Source organism: Ramlibacter henchirensis (assembly GCF_004682015.1).
Classification (GTDB): domain Bacteria; phylum Pseudomonadota; class Gammaproteobacteria; order Burkholderiales; family Burkholderiaceae_C; genus Ramlibacter; species Ramlibacter henchirensis.
This window is the reverse complement of the sequence record NZ_SMLM01000001.1, coordinates 1,211,822-1,227,187: the sequence shown is the minus strand read 5'-3', so window position 1 is coordinate 1,227,187 and position 15,366 is coordinate 1,211,822. Positions and strand designations below refer to the sequence as shown.

Sequence of the window (15,366 nt, the reverse complement as noted above, 5' to 3'; positions counted from 1 at the left end):
CGAACTAGCGCTCGATCCCCATCAGGCCGCGGCGGCGGCGGCGCGCGGCTGCAGCTTCGCCTCGCGGATGGGCAGGTGCACCAGCGCCGCGCCGGCGGCCAGCACGATGTCCACGTACCAGACCCAGTCGTAGCTGCCCGTGGCCTGGAACACGGTGCCGCCCAGCCATGCGCCCAGGAAGCCGCCCACCTGGTGGGTGAGCATGACGATGCCGAACAGCGTCGCCATGTTGGCGGTGCCGAAGAACTTGGCGACCAGTCCGGCTGTCGGGGGCACGGTGGACAGGAAGGTGACGCCCATCACCGCCGAGAACAGCAGCACCACCGGGCCCGTCTTGGGGGACAGCAGGAACAGCAGCACCGCCACGCCGCGCACCGCATACACCAGCGCCAGCAGCGACTTCATGCGCCAGCGTCCCACGGCCCAGCCCATCGCGATGCTGCCGACGATGTTGAAGAGGCCCAGCAGTGCGAGCGCCCAGCCCGCCCATTCGGTGGACAGGCCGCACGCGGCCACCACGCCTGGCAAGTGCGTGGCGAGGAAGGCCACATGGAAGCCGCACACGAAGAAGCCGGCCGCGAGCATCAGGTAGCTCGGGTTGCGCAGCGCCGTGCCGATCGCCTCTCGCGTGCCCACGGGCCGCGCCGTCGCGCCGGCGGGCTGTTGCGAATGGCCGCGCAGCACCCACGCAGCCGGCAGCGCCAGCAGCACCAGCAGCGCCAGCACCTGCATCGCACCCACCCAGCCGATGCCCACCATCAGCGTCGCGGCCAGCGGCGCCAGCAGGAACTGCCCAGTGGAGCCGCCCGCGTTGACGATGCCGGTGGCGAAGCCGCGCTTCTCGACCGGGATCAGCCGCATGGCAGCGGACATCAGCACCGCCGGGCCCGCCATGCCCGCGCCGCCCGCGGCCACCACGCCGATGACGACGACCAGCCCCAGCGTGGTCGTCATGTAGGGCGTGAGGAAGGTGCCGATCGCCACGAGCGACGCGCCGATCAGCAGCACGCGGCCGGCGCCGACCTTGTCGGCCACCGCGCCGGCGAAGGGCTGGGTGAGGCCCCACCACAGCTGGCCGAAGGCGAACGCGAGGCTGATGCTGGCGAGACCCAGGCCGGTGGACGTGTTCAGAGGCGAGAGGAACAGGCCCATGGTCTGGCGCACGCCCATCGTGAGCGCGAAGGTGCCGGCCGCGGCCAGCAGCACCAGCCAGACGGCGAAGCGCCGGGATTCATGCCGGGATTCACTCATCTTCATCTCCTCGCGGCGCGGCGAGCAGGTCGGTGCATTCGTCCAGCAGCGCATGCAGCGCGAGGACGCGCCTGGGCCCGAGTTGCGCATTGAGGCTTTCCTGCGCCACGCGCCAGCGGCGCTGCGCTTCCTGGCGCTTGTCGCGGCCGGCGTCCGTGGCCGCCACGCGATGACTCCGGGCATCGTCGCCGGGCTCCAGCGCGAGCCAGCCCGCCGCCACCAGCGGCTGCAGGTTGCGGCTGAGCGTCGAGGGGTTGACCTTCATCTCGCGAGCCAGGTCCACGGGACGGATCGGGCCGAGCTTGCAGACATAGGACAGCAGCGAATACTGCGTGCCCTTCAGGCCGGTCTTGCCGACCTCGGCGTCGTAGTGCTGCGCCACGCGGCGCATGAGCTGGCGCAGCTTGAGATTGGTGCAGCCCTGCGGCTTGACAACGGCGTCCATGGCCGATTATTGTAGGTGCAACCATTGCATCTGCAAGTTAAAAGAGAAGGAGCCCCGCCGATGACGCAGCACGACACCCTCGAGCAGTGGCTTGCGCAGGAGCGCGAACAGGCCGCCCGCTTCGAGGCCGGAGCAGGCTGCGGCGTCGCCCGGCCGGACCAGGTCGCGGGCATGAGCGGCTTGGAGATGCTTCAGGCGATGGTGGCCGGCCGCCTGCCCCGTGCGCCGATCGCGCGCACGCTGGACTTCCACCTGATCGAAGTGGAAGACGGCCGGGCCGTGTTCCAGGGCGCGCCGGGGCCCGATCACCTCAACCCGATGGGCGGCATCCACGGCGGCTGGTACGCGACGCTGCTCGATTCGGCGCTGGGCTGCGCCGTGCACACGAAGATGCCGCCCGGCCGCGGCTACACCACGGCGGAACTGAGCGTGAACATCGTGCGCGCGCTCGGTTCGAAAGCCCCGCGGGTGCGCGCCGAAGGCAAGGTGGTGCACGCCGGGCGCCAGCTGGCGACGGCCGAGGGGCGCTTGTACGGTCCCGACGGCACGCTGTACGCGCACGCCACGACCACCTGCCTGGTGTTCGAGCTGCCATTGGGGCGCTAGCCGGGGCGACAGGAGCCGTGAAGCTCCGCTTCGAGCTCAAGGACCTCGCGTACGCGTGGCTCGTGGCCACGGTGTTCAGCGGATTGCCTTCGACGCTGCATGCACTCGTCACCGGCGGGGATCCGCTCGAGGCGACGCGCGCCGCGGGCGCGATGCTGATCCCGGCTTCGTCCAGCACACCGGCCCTGTTCGCGGCGGCCGCCATCGTGCATCCGGCGGTGTCGCTGTTCTGGACCGCCGTGTTCGGCATGCTCCTGCCGCGAAGGCATGTCGTCTTCTGGGCCGTCGTCGGGGCCGCGCTGGTCGCGCTGCTCGACTTGCGGGTCATCGCAGTGAGGTTGTTCCCCGAGGTCACGGCGCTTGCATTCTGGCCGCAGTTCGCCGACCACCTGATGTGGGGCGCGCTGCTGGGCGGCACGCTGTACATGCGACTACGGCGCGCGCCCGTCGAGGAGGAGGCCCCCTGAATTGAGAGGCGTCGCCTGACCTTCCGCCTCTTCTGAATCGCGGCCGCCCTTCCAAATCACTCCACGACAAATGGAGGAGTGATGAAGAAGCTGTGCTATCTCGTTGCGCTGGCCGTTGTTGCAGGCGCCGTTTGTGGGTCGTCATTTGCGCAGAGCTCGCCCGGAGAGATTTTCCGGTACCCCGATACCAGTCTCACCGCTTGTCCGAACCAGGACCAGGTTCTGTCGTACTTTCACTGGGGCCCAGACTCTCCGAGCTACCGTGCAGGAAGCTGGTGCGGTGCGCCGCAAATGCTCGCAAATAGCCTCAATGCTCACGGCGCGCCTCATGCCCCCTACATCCTGGAGGAGTGCCATGCGGGACAGTACTGGCTCATGTCGGACGCCTGCTCTCGCGGCGAAACCTGCGCGGGTCCGCTTCCAATTCCCCCTGGGCGCAATATCACCATGGTGTGCACCCTTCGGGTCGACTCGCCAGAAAGTCCGCCCCTCGGCTGCATCACGGGTTCAGGCGGCTTCTCCCGTTGCCTGCGCGACGGCGGGGTCCTCCCCTCGACCAATCCGCCCGGCACCCCGCCCGGCGGGGGTTTGAACCCGAATGCCGGTCCACCTGGCGACGACTCGCACGCAGAAGCCCCGCCGCAACTGCTGCCGGAAGCCGGCGGAAGCAACGGGTCCTGCACGCGCGCCGAGGCGGTGGGCAACCCGATCTTCGCCGGCACTGGCAACAAGTTCCAGGAGGAGGTCGACTTCACGACGGCTTCGGGCCTGCGGATTGCGCGGTACTACAACTCCTCGCTGCCCGGCTGGACGCACAGCTACAGCATGCGGGTGCTGACGCGCGACAACCGCGCCGTCGCCATCCGCCCCACCGGCAGGGCGCATGGATTCACGGGCGGGGGGCCTGGGGAATGGATTGGGGATCCTCACGTCCGAGATCAGTTGATCCGGCTCGACGTGGGCGACCCTAGCGGCTCGACCTGGAAGTACCTGGTGGCGGATGGCAGCGCGGAGTACTACGACGCCGAGGGGCGCATCATGCGGATCGTCCGTCGCGGCGGCCAAACGTTCACCGCCCGGCACGAACAGGGTCTTCTTCGCAGCGTGACGGACCCGTTCGGCCGCAGCGTCTATCTCGACTACGACGAGCACGGCCGACTTCGAAACGCGTGGGTGCCAGGCAGCTTGAGCGCGGCTGCTTATCACTACGACGGCGCCGGGCGCCTCTCCCGGGCCGCGTCGGGTGGTGCCGTCCGCTCTTACCACTATGAGAACAGCAGCTATCCACTCGCTCTGACCAGCGTCCTCGAGAACTGGCAGCCCCATGCGAGCTGGGCCTATGACGCGCAGGGTCGGGCCGTGCAGTCCGAGCATTCCGGCGGTAGCCAGCGGCACCAACTGGAATACGTCACCGACGGGTCTGTTCGGGTCATCGACCCACTGGGCACGGCACGGGTGCAAAGGTACGGCGCGGCAGGCGCGAAGCAGGTTTTCTCCGGCCAGAGCCAACCTTGCGCGGATTGCATCGGCGATGCGGCGGACAGGATCGTCGACGGCACCAGCGGCCTGGTGCTGGAAAGCCGGGACTATCTGGGCGTGAGCACGTCCTTCGCCTATGACCCACGCAAGCTGCCCACAGTCGTGACGCAGGCACAAGGGCGGCCGGAACAGCGACAGGTTCAGATCGAGTGGCATCCAACGTTGCGAGTGCCCCTGCGCGTGATCGAGCCGGGCAGGAACACCGAGTACGGTTATGACAGCCTGGGTAATACGCTCGGCAAGACATTGACCGATACGCAGACGGGCCAGCAGAGAACCTGGCGGTGGACGTACAACGCGCTCGGCCTCGCCGACACCATGACCGATCCGCGCGGCGGCTTGTGGCGGTACGCGCATGATGCGCAAGGCAACCGCGTCAGCGTGGTCGATCCGATGGGACAGGAAACACGCTACACGTACGACCCGGTGGGCTTCGTCCTGACCGAGAGCCGCCCCGGGCGCGCAACGCGCTCCTACGTCCGGGATGCGCGTCATCGCGTGACAAGCGACACGGTGGGAGACGAGACCACGTTCTACGACTACTTCCGCTCCAACGCCTACAGCGAGGCGGTCGATCCCGACAGCGTGCAGAGGCCAGACGGCTACAGCGTCATCTACGCGTATGACGCCGCCAGGCGGCTGACCGGCTTGACGGACAGCCGCGGGGTCGAAGTGCAGTACACCCTCGACGCCGCTGGGAACCGGGTGAGGGAGGAAGTGCGGGACGAGACCGGGCAGCTGGCCCGCGTGACGGCAAGCGTCATCAACGAACTGGGCCGGGTGGTCGCTTTGCAGGGCGCAAGAGGACAGACCACGACGTTGGCCTACGACGCCAACGGCCAGGCGACCAGCATCACCGACCCGCTGAACCAGACCACGCACCGCGCCCTCGACGGCTTGCGCCGATTGACCGCCACCACCTTCCCGGACAACGCCTCGGCCATGCAGGCCTGGAACCCCCTGGACCAGCTGACGGACGTGACCGATCCCAAGGGGGTCGGGACGCGATACCGCTACAACGCCTTTGGCGAGGTCGTCAGCGAGACCAGCCCGGATATCGGCACGCTCGCGTACACCCGTGATGCCCTCGGCGACGTGGTGGCGATCGAGGACGCCAAGGGCCAGCTCACCACGATCGACCGGGACCCGTTGGGGCGGCCCCGGCAGATCCGCAGCGCTGACGGGCAGACGGCGTTCCTCGAGTACAACGAGGCCGGAGACTTGGTGCGCATGGACGACGCGGCAGGCTCCACCCGTTTCGAGCATGACGGGCACGGTCGCGTCGTCTCCAAATCGCAGACCGTTAACGACAACCCGACCAATCCCAGTCGGCATACCGTGGTCTACCGCTACCGCCAGGGCCGTCTTCTCGCTGTTTACTACCCGAGCGGTTTGAGGATCTATTACAGGCGGGACCAAGGTAGGGTCACGGGCATCGATGCGCAGTTGCCGGGCCTCGTCCCCAACATCAAGCCGTTCGTGAGCAACCTGACGCATACCGCCCTGGGCCAGCCAAGATCCTGGCAATGGAGCAACGGTGACCTGGCTTCGCGCTACTTCGACCTGGACGGCCGCATGACGTTTAACGAGTTCGCGGAGTACATCCACGATGCCGCCAGCCGCATCACGGGCATCAGTCAGAAGCTTTGGGTGCGCAATGCCGAGGGCGGCGCGGAAACGTTCACGCCGATCTCCTTGTCCTGGACCGCGGGGTACGACAGCCGAGATCGTCTAAACCGGTTCGAGCGACCTGGGGCGAGCACCCAGTACGACCACGACCCGAACGGAAACCGGCTGACGGCCACCGACAGCGTCACGAGCGACATCGACCTGGAGGGCGAGTTCGAAGAGGGTGGCCTGACTCGGACGACGCGGCAAGTGCTCAACATCGACCCGGCCAGCAACCGGATGTTGGGCCTCACGCAAACCGCCGAGATCGTCCAGAACGGCAAACCGGTGTCCGCCGCGAGCGCCACGGTGACTTACACGCTGGACGCGAACGGCTCCCTTACGAACGACGGTCTGCACGAGTTCGAGTACGACGCGGCGAACCGGCTGTCCAGGATGCGGGCCGCACAGAGCGGAGAACCCGTGACGGTGCGCTACCTGCACAACGCCGCGGGCCAGCGGGTCTTCCGCAGCGAGCCCAGTCCGGACGCCGAGCCACCCAGGCCGCAGGCGCTGGGCGAAGGGTTCGTGGCCTGGCTCAAAGGGCGATTCGGGTGGCTGTTCACTCCAACGCAGGCCGATGCGCTACTCGGTAGGGTGTACCTCTATGGAGACGGAGAGCTACCCGCTTGGGCGTTGCTGGGCGAATACGACAACGGCTCCGCGCGAGGCGCCGGCCGCACCGAGTACATCTGGCTGCCCCTTGAGGACGGTTCGGCGATCCCCGTCGGCTTCGTCCGAAACGGCAAGCTCTATGCCGTACATACCGATCATCTGGGCACGCCACGGCTGGTGACGGATCAAGAGAAGCGCCCGGTGTGGCAGTGGCCGTACAGCGCATTCGGGGGCAACAAGCCGACCGGCCCCTTGGTGCAAAGGGCCGCCAACGGGCTGCCGCATCTGAGGCGCACTGAGCCGATCGAGTTCGGTTTGCGCTTTCCGGGGCAGCAGGAGGATGAAGAGGCGGCCGGACTGTCCAACAACCTGTTCCGGTGGTATCACGCCAAGGATGGGCGATACACGCAGGCGGACCCAATCGGTCTACCTGGCCGTCTGAACCGATTCAACTACGCAAAGCTTGATCCACTTAGACACGTGGATCCAGATGGTCGTCATCCATTGCTCTTGCTTGCTGGTCTTGGCACCACCGCATACGGCACATACTCGACCCTGCGCGACGTGCAAAGCTGCAAGGCCATGTGCGAACTCACTCACGGCGACTAGGTAAAGTTCAGTCTAGCCGCCCACCTGTCCCGTGGTGAACGGATCGACGTCGCCCGCGAAGAACTTGACCAGGCACTCGCGAAACACCATCTCGTCCCGCGCCGTTTCCATGAACAAGGTCAGGCAAGACCGCAGCTTCATCGCATCGATGCCGCCGAAGATGTCCTCCGCCGTGCGGCCTTGCACCCGCAAGAGCATCTCGCAGCAGCTGCGCAGGCGCGGTCCGAGCACCGGATGCGCGAGATACGCCTTCGCCTCCTGCAGGCCTGAAAGCCCGTAATGCTTCGCCATGGAACTGCGTCCCAGCACCGCCAGCTGCGGGAACACGAACCACATCCAGTGGCTCTGCTTCCTGCCCGCCCGCAGCTCATCGCACACGGACGACCACACGGGCTCCTGCGCTTGCACGAAGCGCTCGAGGTGGAAGGGGTCTGCGCTCATGGTCCGATCAGCGCAGGCCTGCGTGCGCCAGCACCTGCGGCAGGAACGCGCGCCGCACCTCCGACGCCCCCCGCAGGCTCGGCTCGATCGTGTGGACGTACCAGGACGGATCGCCCGTCAGGAAGTGCGCGTGGATGTCCACCAGCGCGCCATGCCGGCTCGCCGCGGCGGCCAGCACTTCGTTGACGCGCCGGTGGTTGGCCCGCGCCACCCGCGCCTCCACGCCCAGGAAGTTGCGGCTGTCGTCGCCGAAGGTCGGGTCGTACACGGTCCCGATCAGCACCGGGCCGACGCGCAGGCCGCGAAGGAAAACGTCGAGCCGCGATTCGAACCGCCGCAAGCCCGGGCCTGAATCCGAGGCCAGCCCGCGCAGCAGGTCGTTGCCGCCGATGGTGAGCAGCGCGACACCGCTGTCGTCCGGCGCGAGCCCCCTCGTCTGCGAAGCCAGGCCCTCGACCGTCGCCCCGTCGACCGCGCGGTGGTCGAGCCGGGCCGGCCGCTGCGAAGCCACGTCGCGGCCCCTGAAATCGGGGAACAGCGAATCGTCGTTGCGCACGATTAGCTGGCCGGGGTGCACGCCGCGGTCGTTGTAGCGGGCACAGTCGAGGATGGAGTCGCCGAAGGTGTGGATCGTGAACATGCGGCCCTCCTGGGCCCACGTCTTTCCGCCTGCGGCCAGCGCGGCCGTGAGCGCACCGAAACCGCGGCGGGTCCAACCGGAAGCCATGCGCCACTCTGACACCGCCGCGCGCGGGGCGGCGTGGGAAACGGCCCATGCGCGGCGTCGGCGCGATCGAACGGGCCTGCGGATAATCGCGCCATGCGACTCCTCCACACCATGCTGCGCGTCGGCGACCTGCAGCGGTCGATCGACTTCTACACCCGCGTACTCGGCATGAAGCTGCTGCGCATCACCGAGCGGCCCGAGCAGAAGTACTCGCTGGCCTTCGTCGGCTACGGCACCAACCCCGAGCATGCCGAGATCGAGCTCACCTACAACCACGGCGTGTCCAGCTACGAGATGGGCACGGCTTACGGCCACATCGCGCTGGGCGTGCCCGACGTCTACGCGGCCTGCGACAGGATCCGCGCGGCCGGCGGCAGCATCACGCGCGAGCCCGGGCCGGTGAAGGGCGGCAGCACCGTGATCGCCTTCGTCACCGATCCCGACGGGTACAAGATCGAGCTGATCCAGCGCGACGCCTGAGCCGGCGCGGCTCAGCAGGTCGGGCGAGGCGCGCATCAGGCCGGACCCGTCCTACCGTCCACGGGACCGCGCGGCCATGCCCGCGCGTCGCCTGCTCCGACAGTCGCGGCCGTGGCCTTTGCCTACGTTGGAAGTGTCCCCCTCACACAGGAGCCTTCCATGGACACTGAGTCGTTGTTGGTGGGGCTGGTGATCCTTGCCCTGGTCGCCGTCGCCCTGGTGCTGTTGTGGCGCAAGAGGCAATCGAGCCACCTGCAGCGCGACTTCGGGCCGGAGTACGGCCGCACGGTCGAAACCCTCGGCAGCCGCGACAAGGCCGAGGCGGAACTGATGGCCCGCCGCAAGCGGGTCGACAAGCTGAACATCGTGCCGCTCTCGGCCGACGACGCGCAGCGCTTCACCCAGGCCTGGCGCTCGGTGCAGGCGCGCTTCGTCGACAACCCGCAGGGCGCGCTGGCCGAGGCGGACGCGCTGGTGCGCGACCTGATGCAAAAGCGCGGCTACCCGATGGGCGACTTCGAGCGCAGCGCGGCCGACATCTCCGTGCACCACCCCGGCGTGGTCGAGCACTACCGCGCGGCCCACGCGATCGCCGAGCGGGATCACCGCGGCGAGGTCGATACCGAGGGCCGCCGGCAGGCCGTCATCCACTACCGCGCGCTGTTCGACGAACTGCTCGAGGTCGACTCGCCCGAGCGGCACGACACGCCGCACCACCCCGGAATGAGGACGCAATCATGAGCCGCGACGAACACGACCGCCCAGGCACCGCCGACCTCGTGGCGGGACACCACCGCGAAGTCCCGGCGGACCGCGCCGCCGCCTCCACACAGGACAGCGCGCGCCGGCCCGAGGGCCAGCCGCCGCAAGGCGGCATGCCTGCGCAAGGCATGCCGCAGCAACGCCCGCCGCAGGATGCGACGACCATGCAGCAGCCGCGCGAGCAGCAACCGCCCGACGCGTTGCACGGCGAGACCGCCCGCGCCCGCCCCGAGGGCGCGATGGGCCCCGGCGCCGCCGAGCAGCTCGCCGCGCTGTTCCCGCCGCAGGTCGCCGCGGACTTCCGCGGCCGCTGGGACCAGGTGCAGATCGGCTTCGTGGACGACCCGCGCCGCGCGGTGCAGCAGGCCGACGAACTGGTGGCCGAGGTGATGAAGAGCCTGGCCGCGAGCTTCGCCGACCAGCGAGCCCGCCTCGAGGCCGGGCTCGGGCACGACGCGCAGCCCAACACCGAAGACCTGCGCGTCGCCCTGCGCGGTTACCGCTCGTTCTTCCAGAGGCTGCTCTCGCTCTGACGCGCTCCTGCGGGCGGGTCCGGGCCGGCTGCACTAGCATCCGGCCATGGACCTGCATGCGGACTTCATCGTGGTGGGCGCCGGCATCGCCGGCGCCTCGGTGGCGTACTGGCTCGCGAGGGACGCGCGGGTGCTTGTGCTCGAGCGCGAGTCGCAACCCGGCTACCACTCGACCGGGCGCTCGGCGGCGCTCTTCATGGAAAGCTACGGCACGGCGCAGGTGCGCGCGCTGACGATGGCCAGCCGCGCCTTCCTCGAAGCGCCGCCGCCCGGCTTCGCCGACCAGCCGGTGCTGGGGCCGCGCGGCGCGATGTTCGTCGCCACCCACGGCCAGGAGGCGCAGCTGCAGGCGCATTGGGACGTGCTGCGGCAGCTGTCCCCGCATGGCCGCCTGCTCACGTCCGCGGAAGCTTGCGAGATCACGCCGGTGCTGCGTCCGGAAATGGTGGTCGGGGCAGCCTATGAGCCCGATGCGGCCGACATGGACGTGCATGCGATCCACCAGGGCTACCTGCGCGGCGTGCGGCGCTCGGGCGGGCGCATCGTGACCGACGCCGAGGTGCGCGCCCTGCGGCACGACGGGACCGCCTGGACGGTGGAGACCGCTGCCGGCACCTTCGGCGCGCCGGCGCTGGTGAACGCCGCCGGCGCCTGGGCCGATGTGCTGGGGCAGCTCGCCGGCGCCCGGCCCCTCGGCCTGCAACCGAAGCGCCGCTCGGCCTTCATCTTCGCGCCGCCGCCGGGCGTGGACGTCTCGAGATGGCCGCTGACGGCCGGCGCGGGCGAGGACTGGTACTTCAAGCCCGATGCCGGGATGCTGCTCGGCTCGCCGGCCAACGTCGATCCGGTGGACCCGCACGACGTGCAGCCGGAGGAGCTGGACATCGCGATCGCGATCGACCGCATCCAGACCATGACGACGATGACCATCCGCCGCCCCACGCGCACCTGGGCCGGCCTGCGCTCGTTCGTGCCCGACGGCGACCTGGTGGGCGGCTGGGACGAGCAGGCGCCGCGCTTCTTCTGGGTGGCGGCCCAGGGCGGCTACGGCATCCAGACGTCGCCCGCGATGGGCGAGGCTTGCGCCGCCCTCATCCGCGGCGAACCCTTGCCGGCGCGCATTGCGGCCTTTGGGCTCACGGCCGGCATGCTGGCGGCGGGTCGCAAAGCCCCTTGACGGAGGACGTCAGCGGGCTTTCTTGCCCGTGCCGGTCGTGGCCGGCGCCCCGGCCTGGTCGCTGCCCTTCATGCGGCGAGGCTGGCCGGGATTGGCGAACTTGTCGCCGCCCTTGGCGCGCTTGCCCATGTCGCTGGCCGGGTGCAGCTTGTCCGCGGGCAGGTCCTTGCTCGGACGCCGCGGTTGCTTGTCCTTGTTCATCTCACGCTCCTTGGAGGTTCGCATCAGGTGGTGGTGGCGGCTTCGGCCGGCGCCGCGGCGGCCGCCTCCTCGCGAGGCAGCTCGAACAGCCAGAAAGGCGCCTGCCCGGGCCGCTTGCGCAGCAGCAGCGGCCGCGCGACGTTGTAGACGGGGACGCCATTGACGGTGCGGGCCTCGATCGTGCCCCGGTGCGCGTGCCCGTGGAACACCGCGTCGACCGGATAGCGCAGCAGGGGATCTTCCAGCCGGCTGCTGCCGAGGAAGGGAAAGATCTCCGGCGGCTCGCCCTGCACGGTGCCGGCGATCGGCGAGTAGTGCAGCAAGGCGATGCGCCGCGACGTGCGCAGCTTGGCGAGCGCGGCCTCCAGCTTCATGGCCTCGTTCAGCGCTTCCTTGACGAACAGCTTGATCGCCGGCTCGCCCCAGGAACCCAGCGAGCCGCGGCCGAAGCCGCCGGCGAAGCCCTTCGCGCCCGCGATGCCCACGCCCTCGATCTCGCAGGCCTCGCCATCGAGCACGCGCACGCCGGCGTGCGTGAGGATCTCCCTGACCTTCTCCGGCGTGCCGCTTTCGTGGTCATGGTTGCCCAGCACGGCGACGATCGGCACCGAAACGCTGCCCAGTTCATCGGCCAGCACCTTCGCCTCCTCCGCCGTCCCGTAGTCGGTGAGGTCGCCGCAAAGCAGCAGCACGTCGGCGGCGTCCGAGGCCTGGGCGAAGAAATCGCGCAGCGTGCCCGCGTGGTCCTTGGTGACGTGGATGTCGCCGACGGCGGCGAAGCGGATGCTGCTGGCGGATTTGGGTTTGGGCATGAATGGCGCGGCGGTCGAGGCAGGGGCTGGAAGACCCGCACATGCTGCCGTGCCATGCTTGCGCGGGACATGTCCATCCGCCGTCGCGATCTGTAGGCGCAGGCCGACGCTTGCTGGAGCCACGGCGCCGGTGGCGGCCCTGGGCCCGGCCGTTACGCTGACCTGACCCCAACGCCGGAGCATCCGGAACTGGAGTCGAATGAGCACCACGCCGCTCGCGCCTTCCCTCGAGGAAGAGGTCCTGCCCGAGACCGCCGCGTTCTACCGCCGGGCCCTGACCGTGCTGACCGAGGCAGGCGTGCCCTTCCTCGTGGGCGGCGCCTTCGCGCACGCCTGTTACACCGGGATCCGGCGGTCCACCAAGGACCTGGACCTGTTCATCCGCCGGGAGGATTACGAACGCGTGGCCGCGCTCATGCAGGCCGAGGGCTGGCGTTCGGAGCTGACCTACCCGCACTGGCTGGCCAAGGTCTACGCGGGCCAGGACTTCATCGACCTCATCTTCAACTCGGGCAACGGCGTGACGCCGGTGGACGGCCGCTGGTTCCACGACAACCCCGAAGCCGACGTGCTGGGCGTGCCGGTGCGCGTGGCCAACATGGAGGACAGCCTCCTTTCGAAGGCCTTCATCATGGAGCGCGAGCGCTACGACGGCGCCGACATCGCGCACCTGCTGCAGGTCAACGCCGAGCGGCTGGACTGGCCGTCGCTGCTCGATCGCTTCGGCGGGAACTGGCGCGTGCTGCTGGCCCACCTGACGCTGTTCGGCTTCATCTATCCGGGCGAACGCCACCATGTTCCCGCGTGGGTGATGGAAGAACTCATGAGCCGCCTGGCGACGGAGATCCGCCAGCCCCCCGCGCAGGATCCGCACATCTGCGCCGGCACGCTGCTGTCGCGCGAGCAGTACCTGCACGACATCGAACAGCTGGGCTACGTCGACGGGCGCCTCACGCCGGCCAGCACGATGACCCCTGAGGACGTCACGCACTGGACCGAGGCCATCCCCGCGCGGCAGGCCGAACCCGAGGTGCCGACGGTGCCCGCCCCAAAGGCGGTGGCGGCGGCGGCCGCGCACGAGATCCCGCCCCAGTGACGCAACCCACCGTTCGCCGCAACGCGGGCCGCCGGCGCTTCGAAGCCGAAGCCGGCGGAAAAGTCGTCGGCTTCCTCGACTACCGCGAATCCGGCGACCGCCTGGACCTGGTCCACACCGAGGTCGCGCCGGAACACCAGGGCCGCGGCTTCGGCGAGCGCATCGTGAAGTTCGCGCTGGACGAAGCGCAGCGCGAGGGCCGCAAGGTCCTGCCGTCCTGTTCCTTCGTGGCCGCCTTCATCGAGCGGCATCCGCAGTACCAGCCGCTCGTGGTGGACTGAAGGCGCGCGCGTCTAGTGCGGCGCGTCGGCCGGGCTGGGCCGCTGCACGGTTGCCAGCAAGCGTGCGAGCTGGTCCGGGTCCACCGGCTTGACCAGGTGATGGTCGAAGCCCGCGGCTGCGGCCTCGCGCATGTCCTCGCGGCGGCCCCACCCGGTGATGGCGATCTGCATGGTGCCGGGCAGCTTCTCGCGGATGCGCCGCGCGGCGGCGTAGCCGTCCATGCGCGGCATGCCGATGTCCAGCAGCACCACGTCGGGCGCGAAGGAGAAGGCGGTTTCCACCGCTTCCTGGCCGTCGACGGCGACGCGAACCTCGTGCCCCATCACCTCCAGCAGCACGGCCAGCGTCTGGGCGGCATCGTGGTTGTCGTCGGCCACCAGCACGCGCAGCCGCTCCGGCGACGCCTCGCGCTCCGGCGGCCGCGGCGCAGGAGCGATGGCGTGCAGCAGAGGCAGGCGCACGATGAATTCGCTGCCGCGGCCGGGGCCTTCCGACCTGGCTTCCACCGTGCCGCCCTGCATCTCCACCAGGCCGCGCACCAGCGACAAGCCGATGCCCAGGCCGCCCTGCGCCCGCTCGCGCGCCGGCCCGGCCTGCGAGTACATGCGGAACAGGTGCGGCAGCATCGAGGCTTCGATGCCCATGCCGTTGTCGCGCACCCGCACCACGGCCTGGCCGTCCTCGACCCCGGCGAGCAGGCCGACCTCGCCGCCGCGGTCGGTGTACTTGGCCGCGTTGTTCAGCAGGTTGGCGAACACCTGGGCCAGCCGCGGCGCGTCGCCCTCGACCAGCATCGGCTCCTGCGGCAGCTGCGCGTGGAAGCGGTGGCCGTGCGCATCCAGGATCGGGCGGCTGGTCTCGATGGCGCGTTCGAGCGATTCGTTCAGGTCCACCCGCTCGCGCCGCACTTCCAGCTTGCCGCGGGCGATGCGCGTCACGTCCAGCAGGTCTTCGAGCAGCCTCGACATCTGGTCGACCTGCCGTTCGATGATGCTGCGAGCCCAGGCCGAGCGGGCATCGTCGTCACGGCAGACCTTGAGCACGTGCACGGCATTGCGGATGGGCGCGAGCGGATTGCGCAACTCGTGCGCCAGCACGGCCATGAATTCATCCTTGCGGCGATCCGCCACGCGCATGGCCTGCTCGGCGGTGCGGCGGTCGTGCACGTCGATGCAGGTGCCGATCCATTGGCGGATCTCGCCCTGCTCGTCGGTGTTGGGAACGGCGCGCACTTCGAAGAACCGCCAGCGGCCGGTCGGTGCGTGCCACATGCGGCCTTCGGCGATGAAGAGCGACCGGTTGGCCCGTGCGGAGAGCCAGCCCTGCCACATCGCCTGCAGGTCGTCAGGATGGATCGCCTTCTGCCAGCCCAGCGCCTGGTGCTCTTCCCACGGCTGGCCGGTGTAGGCGGACCAGGTCGGCTGCGGGGCGGTGAAGTGGCCCTCCGCGTCCGTGATCCACGCGATGTGCGCAAGCGCCCGCGTGATCGCGTCGAAGCGCGATCCGGTCGGGTCGGATGCGGGGACCATCGTGTCGCCTCCCTGGGCCGCAGCAGCGGCCGAGGCAGATTAACAAAGGCTCGGCTTGCGCGCCAAGCCAACGACAAAAAAACCTCGTGGGAAGGTCGCTCGTTCGCACGTAAGAATCCGTCGCCG

The 15,366-nt window shown here is 69.3% G+C and carries 16 protein-coding genes; 9 read left to right on the top strand and 7 right to left on the bottom strand.

Annotated features, from left to right (window positions below; genetic code table 11):
* Positions 1 to 21: 21 nt before the first annotated feature.
* Together EZ313_RS06105 and EZ313_RS06100 are read right to left on the bottom strand one after the other, a co-directional pair.
* Positions 22 to 1,251 (bottom strand): MFS transporter, encoded by a 1,230-nt coding sequence (locus tag EZ313_RS06105; protein ID WP_135262303.1) that lies wholly within the window; start codon positions 1,249 to 1,251, stop codon positions 22 to 24.
* Entirely contained in the window at positions 1,244 to 1,696 is a 453-nt protein-coding gene (locus tag EZ313_RS06100) for a MarR family winged helix-turn-helix transcriptional regulator (protein WP_135262302.1), read from the bottom strand. The genes EZ313_RS06105 and EZ313_RS06100 overlap by 8 nt, the downstream gene beginning before the upstream one ends.
* A gap of 60 nt (positions 1,697 to 1,756) precedes the next feature.
* Between EZ313_RS06100 and EZ313_RS06095 the strand changes: the two genes are divergently transcribed.
* The 3 genes from EZ313_RS06095 (at position 1,757) to EZ313_RS06085 (ending at position 7,200) form a co-directional block, all read left to right on the top strand.
* Complete coding sequence (locus EZ313_RS06095) at positions 1,757 to 2,302, top strand: PaaI family thioesterase (protein ID WP_135262301.1); 546 nt, start codon at positions 1,757 to 1,759, stop codon at positions 2,300 to 2,302.
* 17 nt (positions 2,303 to 2,319) lie between these two features.
* On the top strand, positions 2,320 to 2,769 hold the full coding sequence (locus tag EZ313_RS06090; protein WP_135262300.1) for a hypothetical protein: 450 nt from the start codon (positions 2,320 to 2,322) through the stop codon (positions 2,767 to 2,769).
* Positions 2,770 to 3,216: 447 nt separating this feature from the next.
* A complete protein-coding gene (locus EZ313_RS06085; protein ID WP_167772533.1) occupies positions 3,217 to 7,200 on the top strand; it encodes an RHS repeat-associated core domain-containing protein in 3,984 nt (1,327 codons plus the stop codon).
* Positions 7,201 to 7,212: 12 nt separating this feature from the next.
* Here the strand turns inward: EZ313_RS06085 and EZ313_RS06080 are convergent, their stop codons facing one another.
* Both EZ313_RS06080 and EZ313_RS06075 read right to left on the bottom strand, forming a co-directional pair.
* Positions 7,213 to 7,641 carry a DUF1810 domain-containing protein gene (locus tag EZ313_RS06080; RefSeq protein WP_135262298.1) on the bottom strand — a complete coding sequence of 143 codons (429 nt, stop codon included), beginning with the start codon at positions 7,639 to 7,641 and terminating at the stop codon, positions 7,213 to 7,215.
* A 7-nt stretch (positions 7,642 to 7,648) separates the two neighbouring features.
* Positions 7,649 to 8,368: an SGNH/GDSL hydrolase family protein gene (locus EZ313_RS06075; protein WP_135262297.1), complete on the bottom strand. Its 720-nt coding sequence runs from the start codon at positions 8,366 to 8,368 to the stop codon at positions 7,649 to 7,651.
* A gap of 93 nt (positions 8,369 to 8,461) precedes the next feature.
* On the opposite strand from EZ313_RS06075, the gene gloA reads away from it, so the two are divergent.
* The 4 genes from gloA to EZ313_RS06055 all read left to right on the top strand — a co-directional run bounded on the left by gloA (position 8,462) and on the right by EZ313_RS06055 (position 11,320).
* Positions 8,462 to 8,848 (top strand): lactoylglutathione lyase, encoded by a 387-nt coding sequence (gene gloA, locus EZ313_RS06070; protein WP_135262296.1) that lies wholly within the window; start codon positions 8,462 to 8,464, stop codon positions 8,846 to 8,848.
* Between the two features lie 159 nt (positions 8,849 to 9,007).
* Positions 9,008 to 9,589 carry a hypothetical protein gene (locus tag EZ313_RS06065; protein WP_135262295.1) on the top strand — a complete coding sequence of 194 codons (582 nt, stop codon included), beginning with the start codon at positions 9,008 to 9,010 and terminating at the stop codon, positions 9,587 to 9,589.
* Complete coding sequence (locus EZ313_RS06060; protein ID WP_135262294.1) at positions 9,586 to 10,143, top strand: hypothetical protein; 558 nt, start codon at positions 9,586 to 9,588, stop codon at positions 10,141 to 10,143. Before EZ313_RS06065 ends, EZ313_RS06060 begins: the two co-directional genes overlap by 4 nt.
* 46 nt (positions 10,144 to 10,189) lie before the next feature.
* Positions 10,190 to 11,320 (top strand): NAD(P)/FAD-dependent oxidoreductase, encoded by a 1,131-nt coding sequence (locus EZ313_RS06055; protein ID WP_135262293.1) that lies wholly within the window; start codon positions 10,190 to 10,192, stop codon positions 11,318 to 11,320.
* Between the two features lie 9 nt (positions 11,321 to 11,329).
* On the opposite strand, the gene EZ313_RS06050 is transcribed toward EZ313_RS06055, so the two are convergent.
* Positions 11,330 to 11,521 (bottom strand): hypothetical protein, encoded by a 192-nt coding sequence (locus EZ313_RS06050; protein WP_135262292.1) that lies wholly within the window; start codon positions 11,519 to 11,521, stop codon positions 11,330 to 11,332.
* A gap of 23 nt (positions 11,522 to 11,544) precedes the next feature.
* On the bottom strand, positions 11,545 to 12,333 hold the full coding sequence (locus EZ313_RS06045) for a metallophosphoesterase family protein (RefSeq protein WP_135262291.1): 789 nt from the start codon (positions 12,331 to 12,333) through the stop codon (positions 11,545 to 11,547).
* 199 nt (positions 12,334 to 12,532) lie between these two features.
* Here EZ313_RS06045 and EZ313_RS06040 point away from each other — a divergent pair, with 199 nt between their 5' ends.
* Positions 12,533 to 13,429 carry a nucleotidyltransferase gene (locus EZ313_RS06040; protein WP_135262290.1) on the top strand — a complete coding sequence of 299 codons (897 nt, stop codon included), beginning with the start codon at positions 12,533 to 12,535 and terminating at the stop codon, positions 13,427 to 13,429.
* Positions 13,426 to 13,710 carry a GNAT family N-acetyltransferase gene (locus EZ313_RS06035; RefSeq protein ID WP_167772532.1) on the top strand — a complete coding sequence of 95 codons (285 nt, stop codon included), beginning with the start codon at positions 13,426 to 13,428 and terminating at the stop codon, positions 13,708 to 13,710. Before EZ313_RS06040 ends, EZ313_RS06035 begins: the two co-directional genes overlap by 4 nt.
* A 12-nt stretch (positions 13,711 to 13,722) precedes the next feature.
* Here EZ313_RS06035 and EZ313_RS06030 read toward each other — a convergent pair whose 3' ends face one another.
* Positions 13,723 to 15,240: a hybrid sensor histidine kinase/response regulator gene (locus EZ313_RS06030; protein WP_135262288.1), complete on the bottom strand. Its 1,518-nt coding sequence runs from the start codon at positions 15,238 to 15,240 to the stop codon at positions 13,723 to 13,725.
* Positions 15,241 to 15,366 lie beyond the last annotated feature (126 nt).

What these genes read in the sequence shown, in the direction of transcription:
- EZ313_RS06105 (WP_135262303.1), bottom strand. Translation starts at nt 1,251, where the DNA reads ATGAGTGAATCCCGGCATGAATCCCGGCGCTTCGCCGTCTGGCTGGTG.
- EZ313_RS06100 (WP_135262302.1), bottom strand. Translation starts at nt 1,696, where the DNA reads ATGGACGCCGTTGTCAAGCCGCAGGGCTGCACCAATCTCAAGCTGCGC.
- EZ313_RS06095 (WP_135262301.1), top strand. Translation starts at nt 1,757, where the DNA reads ATGACGCAGCACGACACCCTCGAGCAGTGGCTTGCGCAGGAGCGCGAA.
- EZ313_RS06085 (WP_167772533.1), top strand. Translation starts at nt 3,217, where the DNA reads ATGGTGTGCACCCTTCGGGTCGACTCGCCAGAAAGTCCGCCCCTCGGC.
- EZ313_RS06080 (WP_135262298.1), bottom strand. Translation starts at nt 7,641, where the DNA reads ATGAGCGCAGACCCCTTCCACCTCGAGCGCTTCGTGCAAGCGCAGGAG.
- EZ313_RS06075 (WP_135262297.1), bottom strand. Translation starts at nt 8,368, where the DNA reads ATGGCTTCCGGTTGGACCCGCCGCGGTTTCGGTGCGCTCACGGCCGCG.
- gloA (WP_135262296.1), top strand. Translation starts at nt 8,462, where the DNA reads ATGCGACTCCTCCACACCATGCTGCGCGTCGGCGACCTGCAGCGGTCG.
- EZ313_RS06065 (WP_135262295.1), top strand. Translation starts at nt 9,008, where the DNA reads ATGGACACTGAGTCGTTGTTGGTGGGGCTGGTGATCCTTGCCCTGGTC.
- EZ313_RS06060 (WP_135262294.1), top strand. Translation starts at nt 9,586, where the DNA reads ATGAGCCGCGACGAACACGACCGCCCAGGCACCGCCGACCTCGTGGCG.
- EZ313_RS06055 (WP_135262293.1), top strand. Translation starts at nt 10,190, where the DNA reads ATGGACCTGCATGCGGACTTCATCGTGGTGGGCGCCGGCATCGCCGGC.
- EZ313_RS06050 (WP_135262292.1), bottom strand. Translation starts at nt 11,521, where the DNA reads ATGAACAAGGACAAGCAACCGCGGCGTCCGAGCAAGGACCTGCCCGCG.
- EZ313_RS06045 (WP_135262291.1), bottom strand. Translation starts at nt 12,333, where the DNA reads ATGCCCAAACCCAAATCCGCCAGCAGCATCCGCTTCGCCGCCGTCGGC.
- EZ313_RS06040 (WP_135262290.1), top strand. Translation starts at nt 12,533, where the DNA reads ATGAGCACCACGCCGCTCGCGCCTTCCCTCGAGGAAGAGGTCCTGCCC.
- EZ313_RS06030 (WP_135262288.1), bottom strand. Translation starts at nt 15,240, where the DNA reads ATGGTCCCCGCATCCGACCCGACCGGATCGCGCTTCGACGCGATCACG.